The following is a 14,588-nucleotide window of genomic DNA, read 5'->3' as shown; positions in this document are numbered from 1 at the left end:
CAACGACGTTTTTTTGTGTAGCATAATTAGTCAACAGGACGATTTGTTAAAGACTCATTCCCATCTTCTGTTGCAAAGATAGTTTTACCAACGATAGCAGCTAAAATACCACCAACGATTGGCGCAACGATAAATACCCATAATTGAGATAATGCTTCGCCACCAGCGAAAATAGCTGGGCCTAAGCTACGTGCAGGGTTAACAGATGTACCTGTTAATGGAATACCTAGTAAGTGAATTAACACAAGTGTGAAACCAATTACTAAACCTGCTAAGTTTGCGTTACCTTTTTTACCAGTAACAACGATGATCACAAGGACAAATACGAACGTTAAAATAAATTCAACGAGTAATGCGCCCCCTGCACCAAGATTTCCGAAACTGTTTTGGCCCATATTTGTTGTTGGTAAATCTGATAATTTTAAGAAAGCGAATAATACCAATGAACCTAAAATACCACCAATTACTTGACCAATTAAATAATAAACAAGTTCAGATGCTGTGATACGTTTGTTAACGAACATTGCAATTGAAACTGCTGGATTGACGTGACAACCAGACACTGTACCGATACAATACGCCATTGCGACGATTGATAAACCGAAAGCCATTGAAATACCTAAAATACCGACGCCTTCAATACCACCGCCAAGAACTGCTGTACCTGTACCAAATAATACAAGGACAAATGTACCGATGACTTCTGCAATCATTTTGTTCATGAAAATACCTCCTTTAATAATTGTATAAAACGTTATACAATACCCATCATACACTAAAATTAAACATTTTTTGAAAATAGTTTAATTTTTTTTAAAATAATCAATTATATCCTGTAACAAGCAGAATTGAAATACCTACAAAAAAATATTTTTATAAAAAATATAAGTCTTTCGATTATTTTTAGACTATTTTTTTAGAGGTATAAAGTTCTTTTTTAAGAAAAGGAACGATTTGTAAATTATAGTTCCTACAGTTATTTATTTTTTGTTGAAATAAGTTAACAAAAAAGGAAGTCAATATTTTGATCGAAAATATGGCTCATAAGTCCGCACTATTATTTATCATCGTTGCCAACTGTAAAAGATGGTTTACAATCGACAACGTCTTCAATACAGTTAACGCTCACATTTTTCATGATCGGTTTAGCGGCGGAGAATATCGTAGCGGGCACGTTGTCAGATAGCTTCGGTCGTAAAAAGCCTCTCATCATCGCGATGATTTTATTTACGATTGCTTCTGTATTATGTGCGCTTGCGAGTGATTTATATCGTGGAAATGCGTTAATAAAGTTTATGGCGACATTAATGCTTGTGAATGGTGTGACGCCTGTGCTTGCACCGGTTATCAGTGGCGTCATTTTAACATTTACGACGTGGCGCGTTATGTTTTTCATTTTAATGATCTTCGGTGTACTCATGTTCATTGGCTCGGCGACACAAATTAAAGAGTCGTTACTAAAAGAAGCGCGCAGTAAAGTGAGTTTTAAAGCGATTTTTGCCGATTACCGTCGATTATTTAGGCGCATCACTATTTATTATTCAAAATTTATACAGATTCACGCCTCAACAATATAGTTACGTGTTTGCAGATTTATCGGGTGTTGGTTCATTAAATTTTTCGATTTCGCTGACGAATTAACAACGTGGCGGCAGTGCCTCTAGCTTCTTAGGATTGCTACGATATTTTATCGGTGGGATTAGTGTGCTTGTCGGTATTAAAGGTGACGCAAATGCGATGCCGTATATGTTTATTTTAGCCATCACATCTATCATCAATTATCGCGTACTTAAAAAATAATAAAAATGAGAGAACGTAGTAGTCATAGGCGTTCTCTCGTTTTTTTAGTTATATACGTGTTTGCTATTTTTTTACACTTCATGTATAGTACATTACAACAGTAATGCACTATGTAAGTGGAAGGGGAGAAAGCGATGCACTTACAAGATGGGCAAATACCGATTTACATTCAAATTGCGGAATGGCTTGAAAATGAAATGTTAGAAGGTCGTCTAAGCGCGAATGATAAAGTATTTTCTCAATATCAATTGGCAGAAAAATTTAATGTAAATCCTGCAACTGCTGGAAAGGGGCTGACGATTTTGTTAGAAAAGGAACTTGTATACAAAAAACGTGGACTCGGTATGTTCGTATCAGAAGGCGCACGTGACAAATTATTTGATGAACGAACGCATCACCGACTCGGTAGTAAAGTGGAAGATGTCGTCGCAGAAGCGATTCGACTTAACATAGGTGAAGATCAACTCATTCGCCTCATTCAACGTGCGTATGAAAAGGAGGGGCTGTCTTGATTCATTGTCAAAGAGTTTCTTATAAAGTAATGACGACAGCAATTTTAACGGATATTACATTTTCAATTGAAGAGCCGAAAATCGTCGGGCTCGTTGGGCGAAATGGTGTTGGGAAATCAACATTGATGCGATTGTTAGCAGGATTCATACAACCGAATAAAGGAGAAGTACACGTTTTAGGACATCACGCATTTGACGATGCACATGTAGCGGCAAATACGATTTATATGCATCCACAAACAACTTTTCCGACGCATTTAACATTAGCTGAAATTTGTCAACTTGGTGCACAATACTACAATGCGTGGGAACAAACGCATGTCGATAAATTGTTGCGATATTTCCAATTACCGATGATGCAATCATTTCATGAACTATCAACAGGCGTACAAGCTATTTTTAAAGTAATTTTTGCGCTCGGTACACGGGCATCCATCACCTTACTCGATGAACCGATGAATGGTGTCGATGAAGGATTACGTGACGATTTATATCGCGTTATTTTAAAAGATTATTTAGCTTATCCACGACTATTTATTTTATCGAGCCATTTGCTAGATGAAATGGCACATTTGTTGGAAGATATCATCGTATTACATGACGGAAAGTTACTGACATATGCTAATATTTCGGAATTTTCCGAATCATATGTCGTGTGGACAGGTGATTTATCGAAAATGTTAGCGCATTACCCAGATGCTAAAGTTTTACCTGATACACCATTTGGCAAAAGCCAAGTACTTGTCCCAGGTGGCGTAGAGGGGCCATTTGAAAAACGTTATGTAACGGCGAAAGCATTATATTTGTATTTGACGTCGCAACAGAAGGAGTGTATCGATGATCTCTACACAAACGATGAGCAAGTATAAAATGCAGCTACTCTATCAAAAAATGATGTGGCAAAATAGTCGAGAAATCGTTCTTTATACCGTTTTAGCACAACTGCTTATTATTGGTTTACTGTCGACAGAAGCGGCAACGCCGTGGATGAAAGGTTTTAATAATCTGACGATTCAGATGGATTATTATGATTTACAAGTGCCGCTTTTATTTGCATGTATGAGCGCTTTTTGGTTCGGAAAACATATTAAACGTACATCGCTCATGCCGTTTCATTTTCCGAAACAGATTGTTGTGCAAAGCCAATCAGCAATCGTTTGGACATACACAATAGGTTTATCCATTGCACTCATTTTAGAAAAATACGTCATGGGCATTATCGTGATTTCGACAAAAAACTACGATTGGTCTATACCAATGACAAATAATATAATTGATTTTTTATTTGTGCTCGTTAGTATATATACAATTATAAATGCAGGAAGGCTTTATACGATTAAGCCAACATTCACAATTAGTATTGGTATTATGAGCATTATGTGGGCAATTTTCATCTCGCAAAAATTTTATCAACAACGTGTGCAAGATTGGTTATTGTCTTTACAATGGTCTAATACACAATATGAAGTGTTACGTCTTGCGCTATTATTGGGGCCTATTACGCTTATTACGTTATGCATGGCATTTTTCGTTATGAGAAAGGAGCGACATTAAAATGGGTTGGTTCGTTGTCATTGTGTTATTGATTATTTTACCGTTCCTTTTAAAAGGACGTATCGTGCGAAAAGTGACATGGCCGCTTCTTTTCATCTGTTCCGTATTACTGCTTATAAGTCCAATTGTTTATCACAATATGTTCAAAGTGAAACCGATTTTATCGAAAGCAACGATTGAAAAAATCGATGAAGATAACCGTCGCATGATGAAGCACATGATTGCTGAAAACGTTGCAGCTTATGAAAAGGATATCGTGGCACATCAACGTTTTAACATCAATGTAGAAGAAATCAATATTTTTGCGAATGTGGCCGATGCGCACGTCTATTATTATGTCGAGAGTACAGAACAGTTAAAAGACGAAATCGATGTGACGCTGTACAAACGCCCTTATACGATGGACCGTATACGTGTCGATCAAGTGATAGAGCAACCTCAAATTGTATTTGAAGACGATGAATTAAAATTTATTGGTCAAGCAACAGATACACAAACGATGTATCAATTACGGACGTTTTCAAAAATAAACGCTGTAGATCTAAATGAAGTGGACATGCAACATACAGGTGTAAGCAGTTATTTTGCCTATATTCGTGTCCCGCAAAAACTTCGTATTTACGATGTAGAAGGTTACCGTTTTCAACAAGGAGGTATGATTGATGACTAATGTATCAAAGCTCCAATGGCGTGAAAGTGTGGAACGAATGCGTGGATTGTTTGTATTTATCCTCGTCGTACAAGTGCTGTTCACATTAATTGCACATCAATATAAAACGACAACGTTATTTACATACGTATTGCCATCAACCGTATTCATCACGATTATTACGCTTATTTGTCTCGTCATTGGCGCATTTAAAATGGGTGATAAAACATCACATGACGTATTTCGACTGCCACCTTCTGTGAAATGGCGTGTCGATTTATTATTACTCGCACTTTTATGTTTATATGGCAGTGTGACAGCACTACTAACGGGATATATCCCATTCTTATTCATAAAAGAAACAGATTTATTATATATGGACGGCACATTGTTAACCGCCCATTATTTCTATGTAAACGTCATCGTTTGCTTTGGCTATATGCTTGCAATAGCGCTTATCAGTTACACATTTCGTTTGTTGATGACATATCGCAAAATGTTTAAAGCGATTTTATACATTGGCATCAATGTCATCATCGTGTATGTCTTATTTACATACAACATTAAAACGATACCAAACGCCAAGCAATTGTTACTCATTAGCTTGATACTTATACTGTTAGGCATCGTGACGTTGCGCTGGCAGTTTAAAGGAGGTCGTGCATCGTGAAGATTTTATTATTACTCATTGCTATTGTGCTACTTTTGCTTTTAAGGCGCGTACTCGTGACGATCCGACTGAAAGGGAAAATAAAGTGGATTGCAGGAGGCTATGTTGTCGTCCTCATTATAATTGCCATCATTGTGTCATGTAAAACGCCGACGTTGCGTGACGCTACAGAGGCACAATTACGACAAGCTGCGGCCCAACAAGCTGATTTACGGAAAGGGAAAATATCATTACCAGTACGTCAAACGTGGACGCAAAAAATTGATCCGTCAAAACCTTTCCTCATCGATACGACTGTCTTTAGCAGCTATAAAGTCGTAGAAAATCATCAATTAAAAGACCGCGTACGGGTCACGCTCTATGATAACACGCTAATTTTTAATGATATTGATTATACGCCTGCCAACATTCAAGTAGATGTGCGCACAGGAGATGAAGGTTTTTCACTTGAAGTACCAGAAATGTATCCGCAAAATATTCATGTGTTAACAGATCGATTATTTTATATAGATGGACAACTTCATTTATTTGAAGATGAAGGCGCAAAGGCATTTGGCATTTTTCTCGTAAAGGTTGAAGTACCGAAAGGCGTGCACGTAGAAGCTGAAGGGTTATTTAACCAGATGGATTAACCGTGCCCGTGAACATTGATTACCTTTTTGTATACAAACGAATACAATATAACTACTAATAACGAGAGGTGAATCATATGCGAGGACAACACAGAGAAGAAAATCATGAAGGCCGTCGAGAACGTCACGGTGGGGCACAAACATTCCGACGTAAACGTGCAATGCAGTTTTTAAAACATTTAGAAACGAAGCAAGCATCGTTGAAAAAACAATTAGAAACACCAGAGTTACAAAATTTAAACTCTATTGCTTTAGGAGAATTAAAAGCGACGCAAGAAATGATGGACGTATTTATAGATGTGTTTGAATTGTATGAAATAGAAGGATCTGCACCAAATGATTCTAACGATAAATGATTTACATGGAGAAGACCGTGTGATACACGGTCTTTTTTGATAGAAAAAGGAGTTTACGATGAAAATTAATGAAGCATTATTAGCTGAACGTTATGAAGAGTTATGTCTCGTATCGATGGCAGTAGAACAAGAATTAGCGATTATGCGTATGGTGATGGCGTTTGAGCCAACAACAATTGGCGAAAAAACATATACCTTTGTTTCCTACAATATGGATGAAGAAACGATTACACTACAATGTAGTGATGCAAAAACCGAGGAATGTTATATGCCGACATGGTCATTTGAACAGTTCGAACAAACATTTTACGAAGCATCATAAACGAAAGCGCACAAGCAAACGAGCTGTGCGCTTTTTTTATATAATAAATAGGTCTATAGATGTTTTTGATAGTAAAAATCTAATTAAATTTGTTTTTTAAAGTAAAAATGTATCAATTTAAAGAGCGAGTGTAAATGTGAATCCATTTTTATTTGTTTCTTGAAAGTGTGTAGAGAGTAAGTAGACACCAACTTTTGATAAAAAAATCTATTTTCCTATCAAATAGCTATATTGTTTATTTTAATATAGGCTGGGCATCTACTGTAGTAGTACATCACAAAGGAGGAGTTTTTAAATGTTTGAACATCGTAAAGGGTTACAATTTGATGTGAAAGTAGAAAAATCAAATCCAATGTTAGCGAAGCAAGTACAAGAGGTGCTCGGTGGTCAATTTGGGGAAATGACCGTCATGATGCAATATTTATTCCAAGGGTGGAATTGCCGAGGAGAAGAAAAATATAAAGATATGCTGATGGCTATCGGAACTGAAGAAATTGGTCACGTAGAAATGCTTTGTTCATTAATTGATCAATTGTTAGACAATGCAACACCGGAAGCGCAAGATCAAGCTGCAAAAGATCCAACGATGGCAGCGATTATGGGTGGCGTCAATCCACAACATTTAATCGTCAGTGGTCTTGGCGCGATGCCAACAAATTCAAATGGGGTGCCATGGAACGGTGCGTATATTACTGCGAGTGGCAATTTATTAGGAGACTTCCGCGCAAACTTACATGCTGAAACACAAGGGCGTTTACAAGTTGCACGCCTATATCATATGACAGATGATGAAAGTGTCCGTATGGTGTTTAGAAAAATGTTAGCACGTGACCGTTACCATCAATATCAATGGATGGAAGCAATTCATGAAATGGAAGAGAAAAACGGTTTAATCGTACCGGCGAGTTTCCCACCAGCAGCAGAGCAAGAAGCGCAAAAGCATGCATATGAATTTTACAATTTACAAGAAGGTACGAACGCCCAAAATGGACCGTGGGCAACAGGGAAGGCACCAGATGGCACCGGTGATTTCGTCTTTTTAGATCATCCTGAGCCACAAGGTACAGAAGTAGCACCAGTCATTCCACCAGATTCTTTACATCATGACATTCGAAAATAAGGAGCGTGTGTAAGATGAAAGCTGTGACATTTCAAGGGGCTAAAAAGATGGAAGTAAAGGACGTTCCTGTACCGACAATTGAAAAGCCAGATGACCTTATTATTCGCGTTACATCAACGGCAATTTGTGGTTCTGATTTGCATATTTATCGTGGCGCTATGCCAGCATCAAAAGATTTCATTGTCGGTCACGAGCCAATGGGCATTGTCGAAGACGTAGGGCCTGACGTGAAAGGGCTCAAGCGAGGCGATCGGGTCATTATTCCATTCAATGTCGCATGTGGGGAATGCTTTTATTGTCAACACGACTTAGAAAGCCAATGTGACAATGCAAACGCATCTGGGCCAGTAGATGCAGGCGCTTATTTTGGATATACAGAACGTTACGGTAATTACGCTGGGGGACAAGCAGAATATATGCGTGTACCTTATGGTAATTTTATTCCGTTTAAAATTCCAGATAATTGCGAATTACCAGATGAATCGTTGCTATTTCTGACGGACGTATTACCGACAGCGTATTGGAGTGTTGAACATGCGAACGTATCACCGGGCGATACGGTACTCGTATTAGGGGCGGGACCGATTGGCTTAATCGTTCAAAAATTTGCATGGTTAAAAGGAGCAGAACGCGTCCTCGTCGTTGATCCAGAGCAATATCGTCTTGATCACGCAAAGCGTACAAATAACGTTGAAATTTTTAATGACGACGATTTTGATGATGTCGGCATGCATCTTCACGAATTGACAAAAGGTGGCGCCGATGTCGTTATCGATTGCGTTGGTATGGATGGGAAAATGTCGGTCACTGAAAAAATTGAACAAAAATTAAAATTACAAGGTGGCACATTGAGCGCTATCGACATCGCTTCGAAAGCGGTGCGTAAATTTGGCACCGTACAATTAACTGGGGTATACGGTTCTAATTATAATCAATTTCCACTAGGTACATTTTTTGAACGAAATATTATCATGAAAATGGGACAAGCACCAGCTGTTCATACAGCACCTATGTTATATGACATGCTCGTAAATGGTAAGATCGATCCGACCGATATTGTGACACATCGTGTATCGTTAACAGATGCTGCACAAGCATACGAAACATTCCATGATCATGAAGAAGAGTGTATTAAATTCATTTTAAAACCGTAATACAAAAAGAGGCTGGGACATAAGTGTACAAACACCATCTCAAATGAGCATAAGAAAAACCGGAATCGCGCTGTGGCGCGGTTCCGGTTTTTTGTTGCGAACGCTAAAAAAGGAAAATGAAATGTTTTGTTCCAGCCTCTTTTTCGTTTAAACATAGAAGTATATTGGCATAAATGTAGCAATCGAAAATACGGTATCTAAGCTGAAGGCACTTTAATGGATAATAATAAACTTAATACGTATAATGTACTAACTTTTTTTTCGATATTTTCGCTTGATCACAAAATACAAAATAAAGATGATACCGATACATATACCGATCAATGGTAAAAATTCATATTTAATCGTGACGATATTCGCTGTGACAAATCCAATTGTCATAAATGGCACGACCCAAATTGTCGTACCGATTAAGCTGACGATTAAATATGGCATAAACGCAATTTGAGAAATACCCGCTAAATATGGATTGATTTGTCGCGCGCCAGGAATGTATAGACCCGTTAAAAGCGCCCGTTTATAATTGGCTTCGTATTTTTCTTGAAAAGCGCGTACTTTAAAATCATTTAAGCGTAAGAAGCGTGTAATTTTATAAAGGAATGGTGTCCCTGCATATCGGCCAATTGTATAGCTAAATAAGAAACCACATAATACGCCGAAAAATGCACATAAAATAGATGGGATAGCAGGAAGGGTATGTTGGTGAATTAAAATGCCAATGATAACAACAAGGGTTTCTTCTGGTGCGGGTATACCAACAACACCGAAGAATAGACAAATGAAAATAATAAACGGCCCATAATGTTCGACGAGCGATAAAATGTAATCAACGCTCATGTTGCTCAAGCCAATCATATGGATTTATAAATACGTCATTTGCTATGCAAGCTTCCTCTAAAAATGTTGCTAAAACACGTAACATATAGGCTGGTGCTTCATCATCTGCACCTCTATTTTTCCCACAGTCATGTAAAACGATCATCGCACCTGGCGTCTTTGCCTGACGCAACTTGCGCGCTAACGTCGTTTGGCATTGTTTCACTTTCCAATCCCCAGGAATCGCTGTCCACAGCATCGTCGTGACCCCGAGTTTTTTAGCGACCGCTAATGTTGCTAAATTCATAAAACCATAAGGTGGGCGGTACAAAGTAATCGGGCTATGCGTTAAATGTTCTAATACCTCTTTCGCATGCTCAATTTCATGAAATAACATACGAGGCGTCATATGAAAACTACTTCGATGTTGATAATGATGAATGCCAATCATATGACCTTCACGTTGTATCCGCTTAACAATTTCTGGATATTGTTCTGCTTTTTCAGCAACGAGGAAAAAAATTGCTTTTATATTGTATTGTTTTAATAAATCTAATAGTTGCGGTGTGTATTGTGGATTAGGACCATCGTCGAATGTTAATAACATACCAGGCATTTTCGTATTTTGTACAATACCATAAGATGTTTTACGCAATAATATCGTTGGCAAGAGAGTATATGTCACATAGGCAGTCGCAAATCCTGCTGAAATGGCTATCAACTTGTTCATTTACTACGACCCCCTTTAAAAAATGTATGCATGAATCGTCTATTTCTATTATTTCTTTCGTCGTGATATTTTTCAATCTTTTTCATGAAATATTACTAAAAATGATGGTGAGAGAAGCACTTTTTTGTTTTTTGTTAGTTATCTAGCGTATGAATGAGCGTTTTTAATAAATGGACATATGCTTCTGTTGCTTCATCAAAATACGTACTAAATGCTTGAATGTAGGGCATTGTTGCACTTTCCGTATCAATTTGTTGTTGCATATGTTGGCGCGTATGCTGTTTTCGTTCAATGTCTTCTAATTTCGCTGTCAAAATCGATTTTACACGAATCAGATCGACATATTGCATCGTGCTAATACCAACGAGCATGTCGGCAGGAGACTTCGCCTTTTCGAACATACGATAGACCATTTTTGGCAATTGCGCGCGTCCTTTTTCAGTAATCGCAAATACATGTTTATCTGGTCGATTATCTTCTTGAATAATTTCGACTTCTTCAATTAATTGTTTTTTCAAAAGCGATTCAAAATGATAATAAAGCTTACTTTCTGTTAAATTCGCAAGTTCACTAATCGGTAATGGCTCAGATAAAGCTTTCTTTAATTTATATGGATAGCTATTTTCTTCCATTAGTTTACTTAAAATATAAATTTGAAGTGACATCGGAACACATCCTTATCATAACTAAAAAAATAAGCTTCTATATTATTATAGAAGCTTATTTCATCATATCAAATTTAAGCGATCATTTGTTTAGCATCTTCTGGATTTCCCAAATTTTCCACAATATTTAACGGTACAGGCTTGTGTACAAATGCCACAATTAAAATATTGATGATTAAGGCGCCGACACCAACAGCCGCAAGTCCCCATAAAAACGGCTCAGGACTAATCGATCCATAGAAAATTGCTAAATAAGATTGTACGGAATGATACATTGGTGTGATGTAGCTAATTACTTCAAATGGTTTGTACATCATATCGCGTGGCATTGTTGCACCATTGGCAATTGTTTGTGCTAGTAAGACCGGGATATTTAAAACCATACCACCATCGCCAACTAAGAATGTAAATATCGCACAGAAATTAAATGCTACCATGTATAGTAAAATTTGTTGAGCCGCTACTTTGAACATTTGGGCAGTGTCTGCTTCTGTAATCGTAAATACGAGGATAAGTCCAGCGATTGTTCCTAATAATGCAACGATTAATGCACATAATTGTACATATATAAATAACTTCGTTTTCGAAGCTTGTCCGTGGAACTGTCTAAACGCGCTGACTAATTGCATGGCAGCAATCATTGCACCGACATAGCAAGCCATCGTTAAAAACATCGGTAGCATATTGTGATGCATTCCGTCTGGCACGTCATTGATAATAACATAGTTACCTACATAACTATTTTCAATTTGTTTCGCCATCTCAGCTGCTTGTTTTTCTGGTACATTCATGTTCATTAAAATGCCCTGAGCAGTTTGAGTTGAAAAATTTGAGCTTAATTGTTCATTAATCTGTTTCACAATTGTATTCATACTAGAAGAAACCATCGTCGCTGAAGCTTCATTGACTGAAAAATCAATGTTGGCTGATTCGCCAGCTTGTGCATTTTTCGTAAAGTCTTTCGGAATATGAATCACTAGCGCGTAGTCATTTTTTTCGAGTCCTTTTTGAGCTGTCTTGTACGTCACATCTTGTTCTATTTCAAAAGGTAGTTGTTTCGTTAAATTTTTCTCGATATCTTTTGCCGCTTGCCCTTTATCATCATTTACGAGTGCGATTCGTAGTTGATCCATATTGCCCGGTAATGCGGAATATCCTGCTAAAAAAATACCGAGCATTGAAACAGCATAAAATACCCCCATAAAAACCGAGGCAATTACACCTTGAGATTTAAAAAATTGTTTAAATGTCATAAAATCCTCCATCAACCTATTACTTTTATTAAAGTACTCAAATTTGAGTACTTATGTATTCTATAATACAAATAGTGAAAAAGTAAAGTGAGAAACATGTGGTTATTTCTTTTATAGAGAGATAAAGAGAGGTTTAAAGTAGTTTTTATATTGTCTCATTCTTTTAAATCAGTTCCATATGCTATTTAATACGCTGTCCAACCAGCGTCAGCAGCAATGCTTTGGCCATTGATAAAGCTAGCGTCGTCAGAACCTAAAAATAATGCGAGCTTTGCCACCTCTTTGGGTTCACCAGTACGTGGCATCGTGCCTTGTCCCGTCGCCGGGCAAGTATATCCGAAATCAGATATATTTGTCATGGAAGCTCCAATAGTTGTTTTAACGTCTCTTGTTGCGCTTCTATTACAGCGGAGGTTTTTATGTGCATACATAATAAACCGTATTTTTTGTTAATTCTGATACGGCATGTTATGAAACATTCATTGAAGGATTAAGAGAAAATAAGAATGAAACAGATATTCAATTTATACTGGAGGCAATGCAAAAAATCCAACAAAAAATCCAACAAAATGGTAATAAAGTAGATAAAGACCCATCTTTACTAGCGAATACACTTAATAGAGAAGGAAAATTAAAAGAAGCGTACTTAACCATTTCCCCAGCACTTCAAGCTTATCCTTCTAACTCAGATTATCGTGCATCTTTCTTTTGGATTATGTATGCATATTTAAAAGATACTCAGCAAAGCCCTCAGCAATATTATCGATGTTTAAAAAATTTAAATGCACATATCCGCTTTAATATATATAACGAAGAAGATAAAAAATGGTTAAATATAGTTCTTTGGAATGTATATAAGTTTGTTAATTTTGGAGAATTACAAGCGAATCTTATTTTTGAAGAATTTACAATATTATGTAGTCATTCAAATGCATTTATTGAGCGCAATACAAATAATTCTCTGTATGAGCTTCGCCTTCGTAGAGCCCGTCGTATGAAGCCTAACTTTAATGGAAAGAAAAATTTATCTCCCTCACGCATTTTAGTTAGAAAATTTAGTGAACTTTTAAACGATCACAACTTTTTTGCTTTATTTGATATGATCGGCTTCGATTGGTTTGAAAGTGAAGACTATAAAGAACAACTTGATAAAACGAATCTAGAAAAAACATATTCACCACTTGCAGAAACTATTTTGGGTACTTATGCGAAAAAATTGATAAAAACAGATGAACTTTATGCAACTAGTCAACGTTTAGAACAAGCGATTGAATTGTTGACACTACAAATTCAAAAAAATCCTACATATGAGTGGCTACCTTACTACAAAATCAAGTTATTAATACGCGCAAATCGACAGCAAGAAGCGTTTGAAGAATTGAGTTTATTCGCTCGTAAGAAATATCGTGATTTTTGGATTTGGGATTTAATGAGTACATTTGTTGATGGTGATGACGCCTTCAATTGTCTATGTAGGGCATTATGTACGAAAGCAAAAGATGAAATGTTTTGTAAAACACAAAATAAAATCATTCCTTTATTAATAGAAAGAAAAATGTTTGCGGAAGCAAAATATGAATTGAATAAATTGTTAGCAACACGTAAACAAAAAAATTGGAAAATTCCACAAAATCAACTTGATTGGCAACAAGAAAATTGGTATAGCTCTTATGAAGCTGCACAAAATCGAGAAATGCTTAAACCATATGCGATGAAAGCTGAAGAAATTATTTATCGTACATTACCTGATCAACATATATTTGTCACTCATATGAACGAAGAAAAACAAGTCGTCAACTTTATTTATATGGATAAGGGAATACAAGATGGCTATTTTTATATAGATCATTTAATTCAGCAAGATATAAAATGGCAAATTAATCAATCTTTTAAATTAAAAATGGTTAAAGATGCGAAAAAGAAAAGTTTATTTAAAGTATTTAGCGCTCAACCTGGCGACGAAGCATTCGTCCATCGTTTCATAAAGGAAGAAGAAGGAATAATATGCAGAAATACAGGTCAAAATTTTGCATTTGTGAACGATGCTCATATTCCACCATCTTTAGTTGAATTTCATCAATTGAAGAATAATGAAATGATCAAATATATTAAAAAAATAAGTTATAATAAAAAGCGTTCAAAATGGAGTTGGAAAGTGACAGATATTTTAGCAAAGGAAGCTGCAGACAATACGTTCGATGAGGAAATGTTAGACTAATTAAATAAAAAGAGAATGGACATAAGTGTAAAAACACCATCTCAAATGAGCATAAAAAAACCGGAACCTCGCCACAGCGCGATTCCGGTTTTTTGTTGCGAACGCTAAAAAAGAAAATGAAATATTTTGTCCCAGCC

At 36.6% G+C, this 14,588-nt stretch carries 18 protein-coding genes; 12 read left to right on the top strand and 6 right to left on the bottom strand.

Annotation, left to right across the window (positions count from 1 at the left end):
- Positions 1–26: 26 nt before the first annotated feature.
- Positions 27–722 (bottom strand): MIP family channel protein, encoded by a 696-nt coding sequence (locus KMHG_RS09365; protein ID WP_010288979.1) that lies wholly within the window; start codon positions 720–722, stop codon positions 27–29.
- Positions 723–1,070: 348 nt separating this feature from the next.
- Here KMHG_RS09365 and KMHG_RS09360 point away from each other — a divergent pair, with 348 nt between their 5' ends.
- The 11 genes from KMHG_RS09360 (at position 1,071) to KMHG_RS09305 (ending at position 8,769) form a co-directional block, all read left to right on the top strand.
- Complete coding sequence (locus KMHG_RS09360) at positions 1,071–1,577, top strand: MFS transporter (protein WP_010288977.1); 507 nt, start codon at positions 1,071–1,073, stop codon at positions 1,575–1,577.
- 357 nt (positions 1,578–1,934) lie between these two features.
- Positions 1,935–2,312, top strand: a complete 378-nt coding sequence (locus tag KMHG_RS09350) for a GntR family transcriptional regulator (protein WP_010288976.1) — start codon at positions 1,935–1,937, stop codon at positions 2,310–2,312.
- Positions 2,309–3,181 carry an ATP-binding cassette domain-containing protein gene (locus KMHG_RS17645; RefSeq protein ID WP_010288974.1) on the top strand — a complete coding sequence of 291 codons (873 nt, stop codon included), beginning with the start codon at positions 2,309–2,311 and terminating at the stop codon, positions 3,179–3,181. The genes KMHG_RS09350 and KMHG_RS17645 overlap by 4 nt, the downstream gene beginning before the upstream one ends.
- The gene (locus KMHG_RS09340; protein ID WP_010288973.1) at positions 3,150–3,866 is read left to right on the top strand and encodes a hypothetical protein; all 717 of its coding nucleotides are present in this window, start codon (positions 3,150–3,152) and stop codon (positions 3,864–3,866) included. The genes KMHG_RS17645 and KMHG_RS09340 overlap by 32 nt, the downstream gene beginning before the upstream one ends.
- Before the next feature lies 1 nt (position 3,867).
- Positions 3,868–4,536, top strand: coding sequence for a hypothetical protein (locus KMHG_RS09335; protein WP_010288972.1), 669 nt, complete (start codon positions 3,868–3,870; stop codon positions 4,534–4,536).
- Positions 4,529–5,185: a hypothetical protein gene (locus tag KMHG_RS09330; protein WP_010288971.1), complete on the top strand. Its 657-nt coding sequence runs from the start codon at positions 4,529–4,531 to the stop codon at positions 5,183–5,185. Before KMHG_RS09335 ends, KMHG_RS09330 begins: the two co-directional genes overlap by 8 nt.
- On the top strand, positions 5,182–5,817 hold the full coding sequence (locus tag KMHG_RS09325) for a hypothetical protein (RefSeq protein WP_010288970.1): 636 nt from the start codon (positions 5,182–5,184) through the stop codon (positions 5,815–5,817). The genes KMHG_RS09330 and KMHG_RS09325 overlap by 4 nt, the downstream gene beginning before the upstream one ends.
- Before the next feature lie 77 nt (positions 5,818–5,894).
- Positions 5,895–6,173, top strand: a complete 279-nt coding sequence (locus KMHG_RS09320) for a hypothetical protein (RefSeq protein WP_010288966.1) — start codon at positions 5,895–5,897, stop codon at positions 6,171–6,173.
- A gap of 58 nt (positions 6,174–6,231) precedes the next feature.
- Positions 6,232–6,495 carry a hypothetical protein gene (locus tag KMHG_RS09315; protein WP_010288965.1) on the top strand — a complete coding sequence of 88 codons (264 nt, stop codon included), beginning with the start codon at positions 6,232–6,234 and terminating at the stop codon, positions 6,493–6,495.
- A gap of 295 nt (positions 6,496–6,790) precedes the next feature.
- A complete protein-coding gene (locus tag KMHG_RS09310; protein ID WP_010288963.1) occupies positions 6,791–7,615 on the top strand; it encodes a manganese catalase in 825 nt (274 codons plus the stop codon).
- Positions 7,616–7,629: 14 nt separating this feature from the next.
- Positions 7,630–8,769 (top strand): zinc-dependent alcohol dehydrogenase, encoded by a 1,140-nt coding sequence (locus KMHG_RS09305; protein ID WP_010288961.1) that lies wholly within the window; start codon positions 7,630–7,632, stop codon positions 8,767–8,769.
- 249 nt (positions 8,770–9,018) lie between these two features.
- Here KMHG_RS09305 and KMHG_RS09300 read toward each other — a convergent pair whose 3' ends face one another.
- From KMHG_RS09300 to KMHG_RS18755, 5 genes are all read right to left on the bottom strand, one after another.
- Positions 9,019–9,606: a DedA family protein gene (locus KMHG_RS09300; RefSeq protein WP_010288959.1), complete on the bottom strand. Its 588-nt coding sequence runs from the start codon at positions 9,604–9,606 to the stop codon at positions 9,019–9,021.
- On the bottom strand, positions 9,596–10,315 hold the full coding sequence (locus KMHG_RS09295) for a polysaccharide deacetylase family protein (protein WP_010288957.1): 720 nt from the start codon (positions 10,313–10,315) through the stop codon (positions 9,596–9,598). The genes KMHG_RS09300 and KMHG_RS09295 overlap by 11 nt, the downstream gene beginning before the upstream one ends.
- A gap of 134 nt (positions 10,316–10,449) precedes the next feature.
- Positions 10,450–10,980 (bottom strand): PadR family transcriptional regulator, encoded by a 531-nt coding sequence (locus KMHG_RS17640; protein ID WP_010288955.1) that lies wholly within the window; start codon positions 10,978–10,980, stop codon positions 10,450–10,452.
- A 74-nt stretch (positions 10,981–11,054) separates the two neighbouring features.
- Entirely contained in the window at positions 11,055–12,233 is a 1,179-nt protein-coding gene (locus KMHG_RS09285) for a YhgE/Pip domain-containing protein (RefSeq protein ID WP_010288954.1), read from the bottom strand.
- A 185-nt stretch (positions 12,234–12,418) separates the two neighbouring features.
- The gene (locus tag KMHG_RS18755) at positions 12,419–12,664 is read right to left on the bottom strand and encodes an SDR family oxidoreductase (protein WP_084761456.1); all 246 of its coding nucleotides are present in this window, start codon (positions 12,662–12,664) and stop codon (positions 12,419–12,421) included.
- Between the two features lie 107 nt (positions 12,665–12,771).
- On the opposite strand from KMHG_RS18755, the gene KMHG_RS09275 reads away from it, so the two are divergent.
- Positions 12,772–14,451: a DUF7017 domain-containing protein gene (locus KMHG_RS09275; protein WP_010288951.1), complete on the top strand. Its 1,680-nt coding sequence runs from the start codon at positions 12,772–12,774 to the stop codon at positions 14,449–14,451.
- The last annotated feature ends 137 nt before the right edge of the window (positions 14,452–14,588 follow it).

Source organism: Kurthia massiliensis (genome assembly GCF_000285555.1).
Classification (GTDB): Bacteria; Bacillota; Bacilli; order Bacillales_A; family Planococcaceae; genus Kurthia; species Kurthia massiliensis.
The sequence above is the reverse complement of the archived record's forward strand: the minus strand, read 5'-3'. Positions and strand labels throughout refer to the sequence as shown.

Excerpts from the sequence above, each read along its gene's own strand:
- KMHG_RS09305 (WP_010288961.1), top strand. The coding sequence starts at position 7,630 with ATGAAAGCTGTGACATTTCAAGGGGCTAAAAAGATGGAAGTAAAGGAC.
- KMHG_RS09330 (WP_010288971.1), top strand. The coding sequence starts at position 4,529 with ATGACTAATGTATCAAAGCTCCAATGGCGTGAAAGTGTGGAACGAATG.
- KMHG_RS09285 (WP_010288954.1), bottom strand. The coding sequence starts at position 12,233 with ATGACATTTAAACAATTTTTTAAATCTCAAGGTGTAATTGCCTCGGTT.
- KMHG_RS09335 (WP_010288972.1), top strand. The coding sequence starts at position 3,868 with ATGGGTTGGTTCGTTGTCATTGTGTTATTGATTATTTTACCGTTCCTT.
- KMHG_RS09350 (WP_010288976.1), top strand. The coding sequence starts at position 1,935 with ATGCACTTACAAGATGGGCAAATACCGATTTACATTCAAATTGCGGAA.
- KMHG_RS09310 (WP_010288963.1), top strand. The coding sequence starts at position 6,791 with ATGTTTGAACATCGTAAAGGGTTACAATTTGATGTGAAAGTAGAAAAA.
- KMHG_RS09300 (WP_010288959.1), bottom strand. The coding sequence starts at position 9,606 with ATGAGCGTTGATTACATTTTATCGCTCGTCGAACATTATGGGCCGTTT.
- KMHG_RS18755 (WP_084761456.1), bottom strand. The coding sequence starts at position 12,664 with ATGTATGCACATAAAAACCTCCGCTGTAATAGAAGCGCAACAAGAGAC.
- KMHG_RS09275 (WP_010288951.1), top strand. The coding sequence starts at position 12,772 with ATGCAAAAAATCCAACAAAAAATCCAACAAAATGGTAATAAAGTAGAT.
- KMHG_RS09365 (WP_010288979.1), bottom strand. The coding sequence starts at position 722 with ATGAACAAAATGATTGCAGAAGTCATCGGTACATTTGTCCTTGTATTA.
- KMHG_RS09315 (WP_010288965.1), top strand. The coding sequence starts at position 6,232 with ATGAAAATTAATGAAGCATTATTAGCTGAACGTTATGAAGAGTTATGT.
- KMHG_RS09340 (WP_010288973.1), top strand. The coding sequence starts at position 3,150 with ATGATCTCTACACAAACGATGAGCAAGTATAAAATGCAGCTACTCTAT.
- KMHG_RS09295 (WP_010288957.1), bottom strand. The coding sequence starts at position 10,315 with ATGAACAAGTTGATAGCCATTTCAGCAGGATTTGCGACTGCCTATGTG.
- KMHG_RS09320 (WP_010288966.1), top strand. The coding sequence starts at position 5,895 with ATGCGAGGACAACACAGAGAAGAAAATCATGAAGGCCGTCGAGAACGT.
- KMHG_RS17640 (WP_010288955.1), bottom strand. The coding sequence starts at position 10,980 with ATGTCACTTCAAATTTATATTTTAAGTAAACTAATGGAAGAAAATAGC.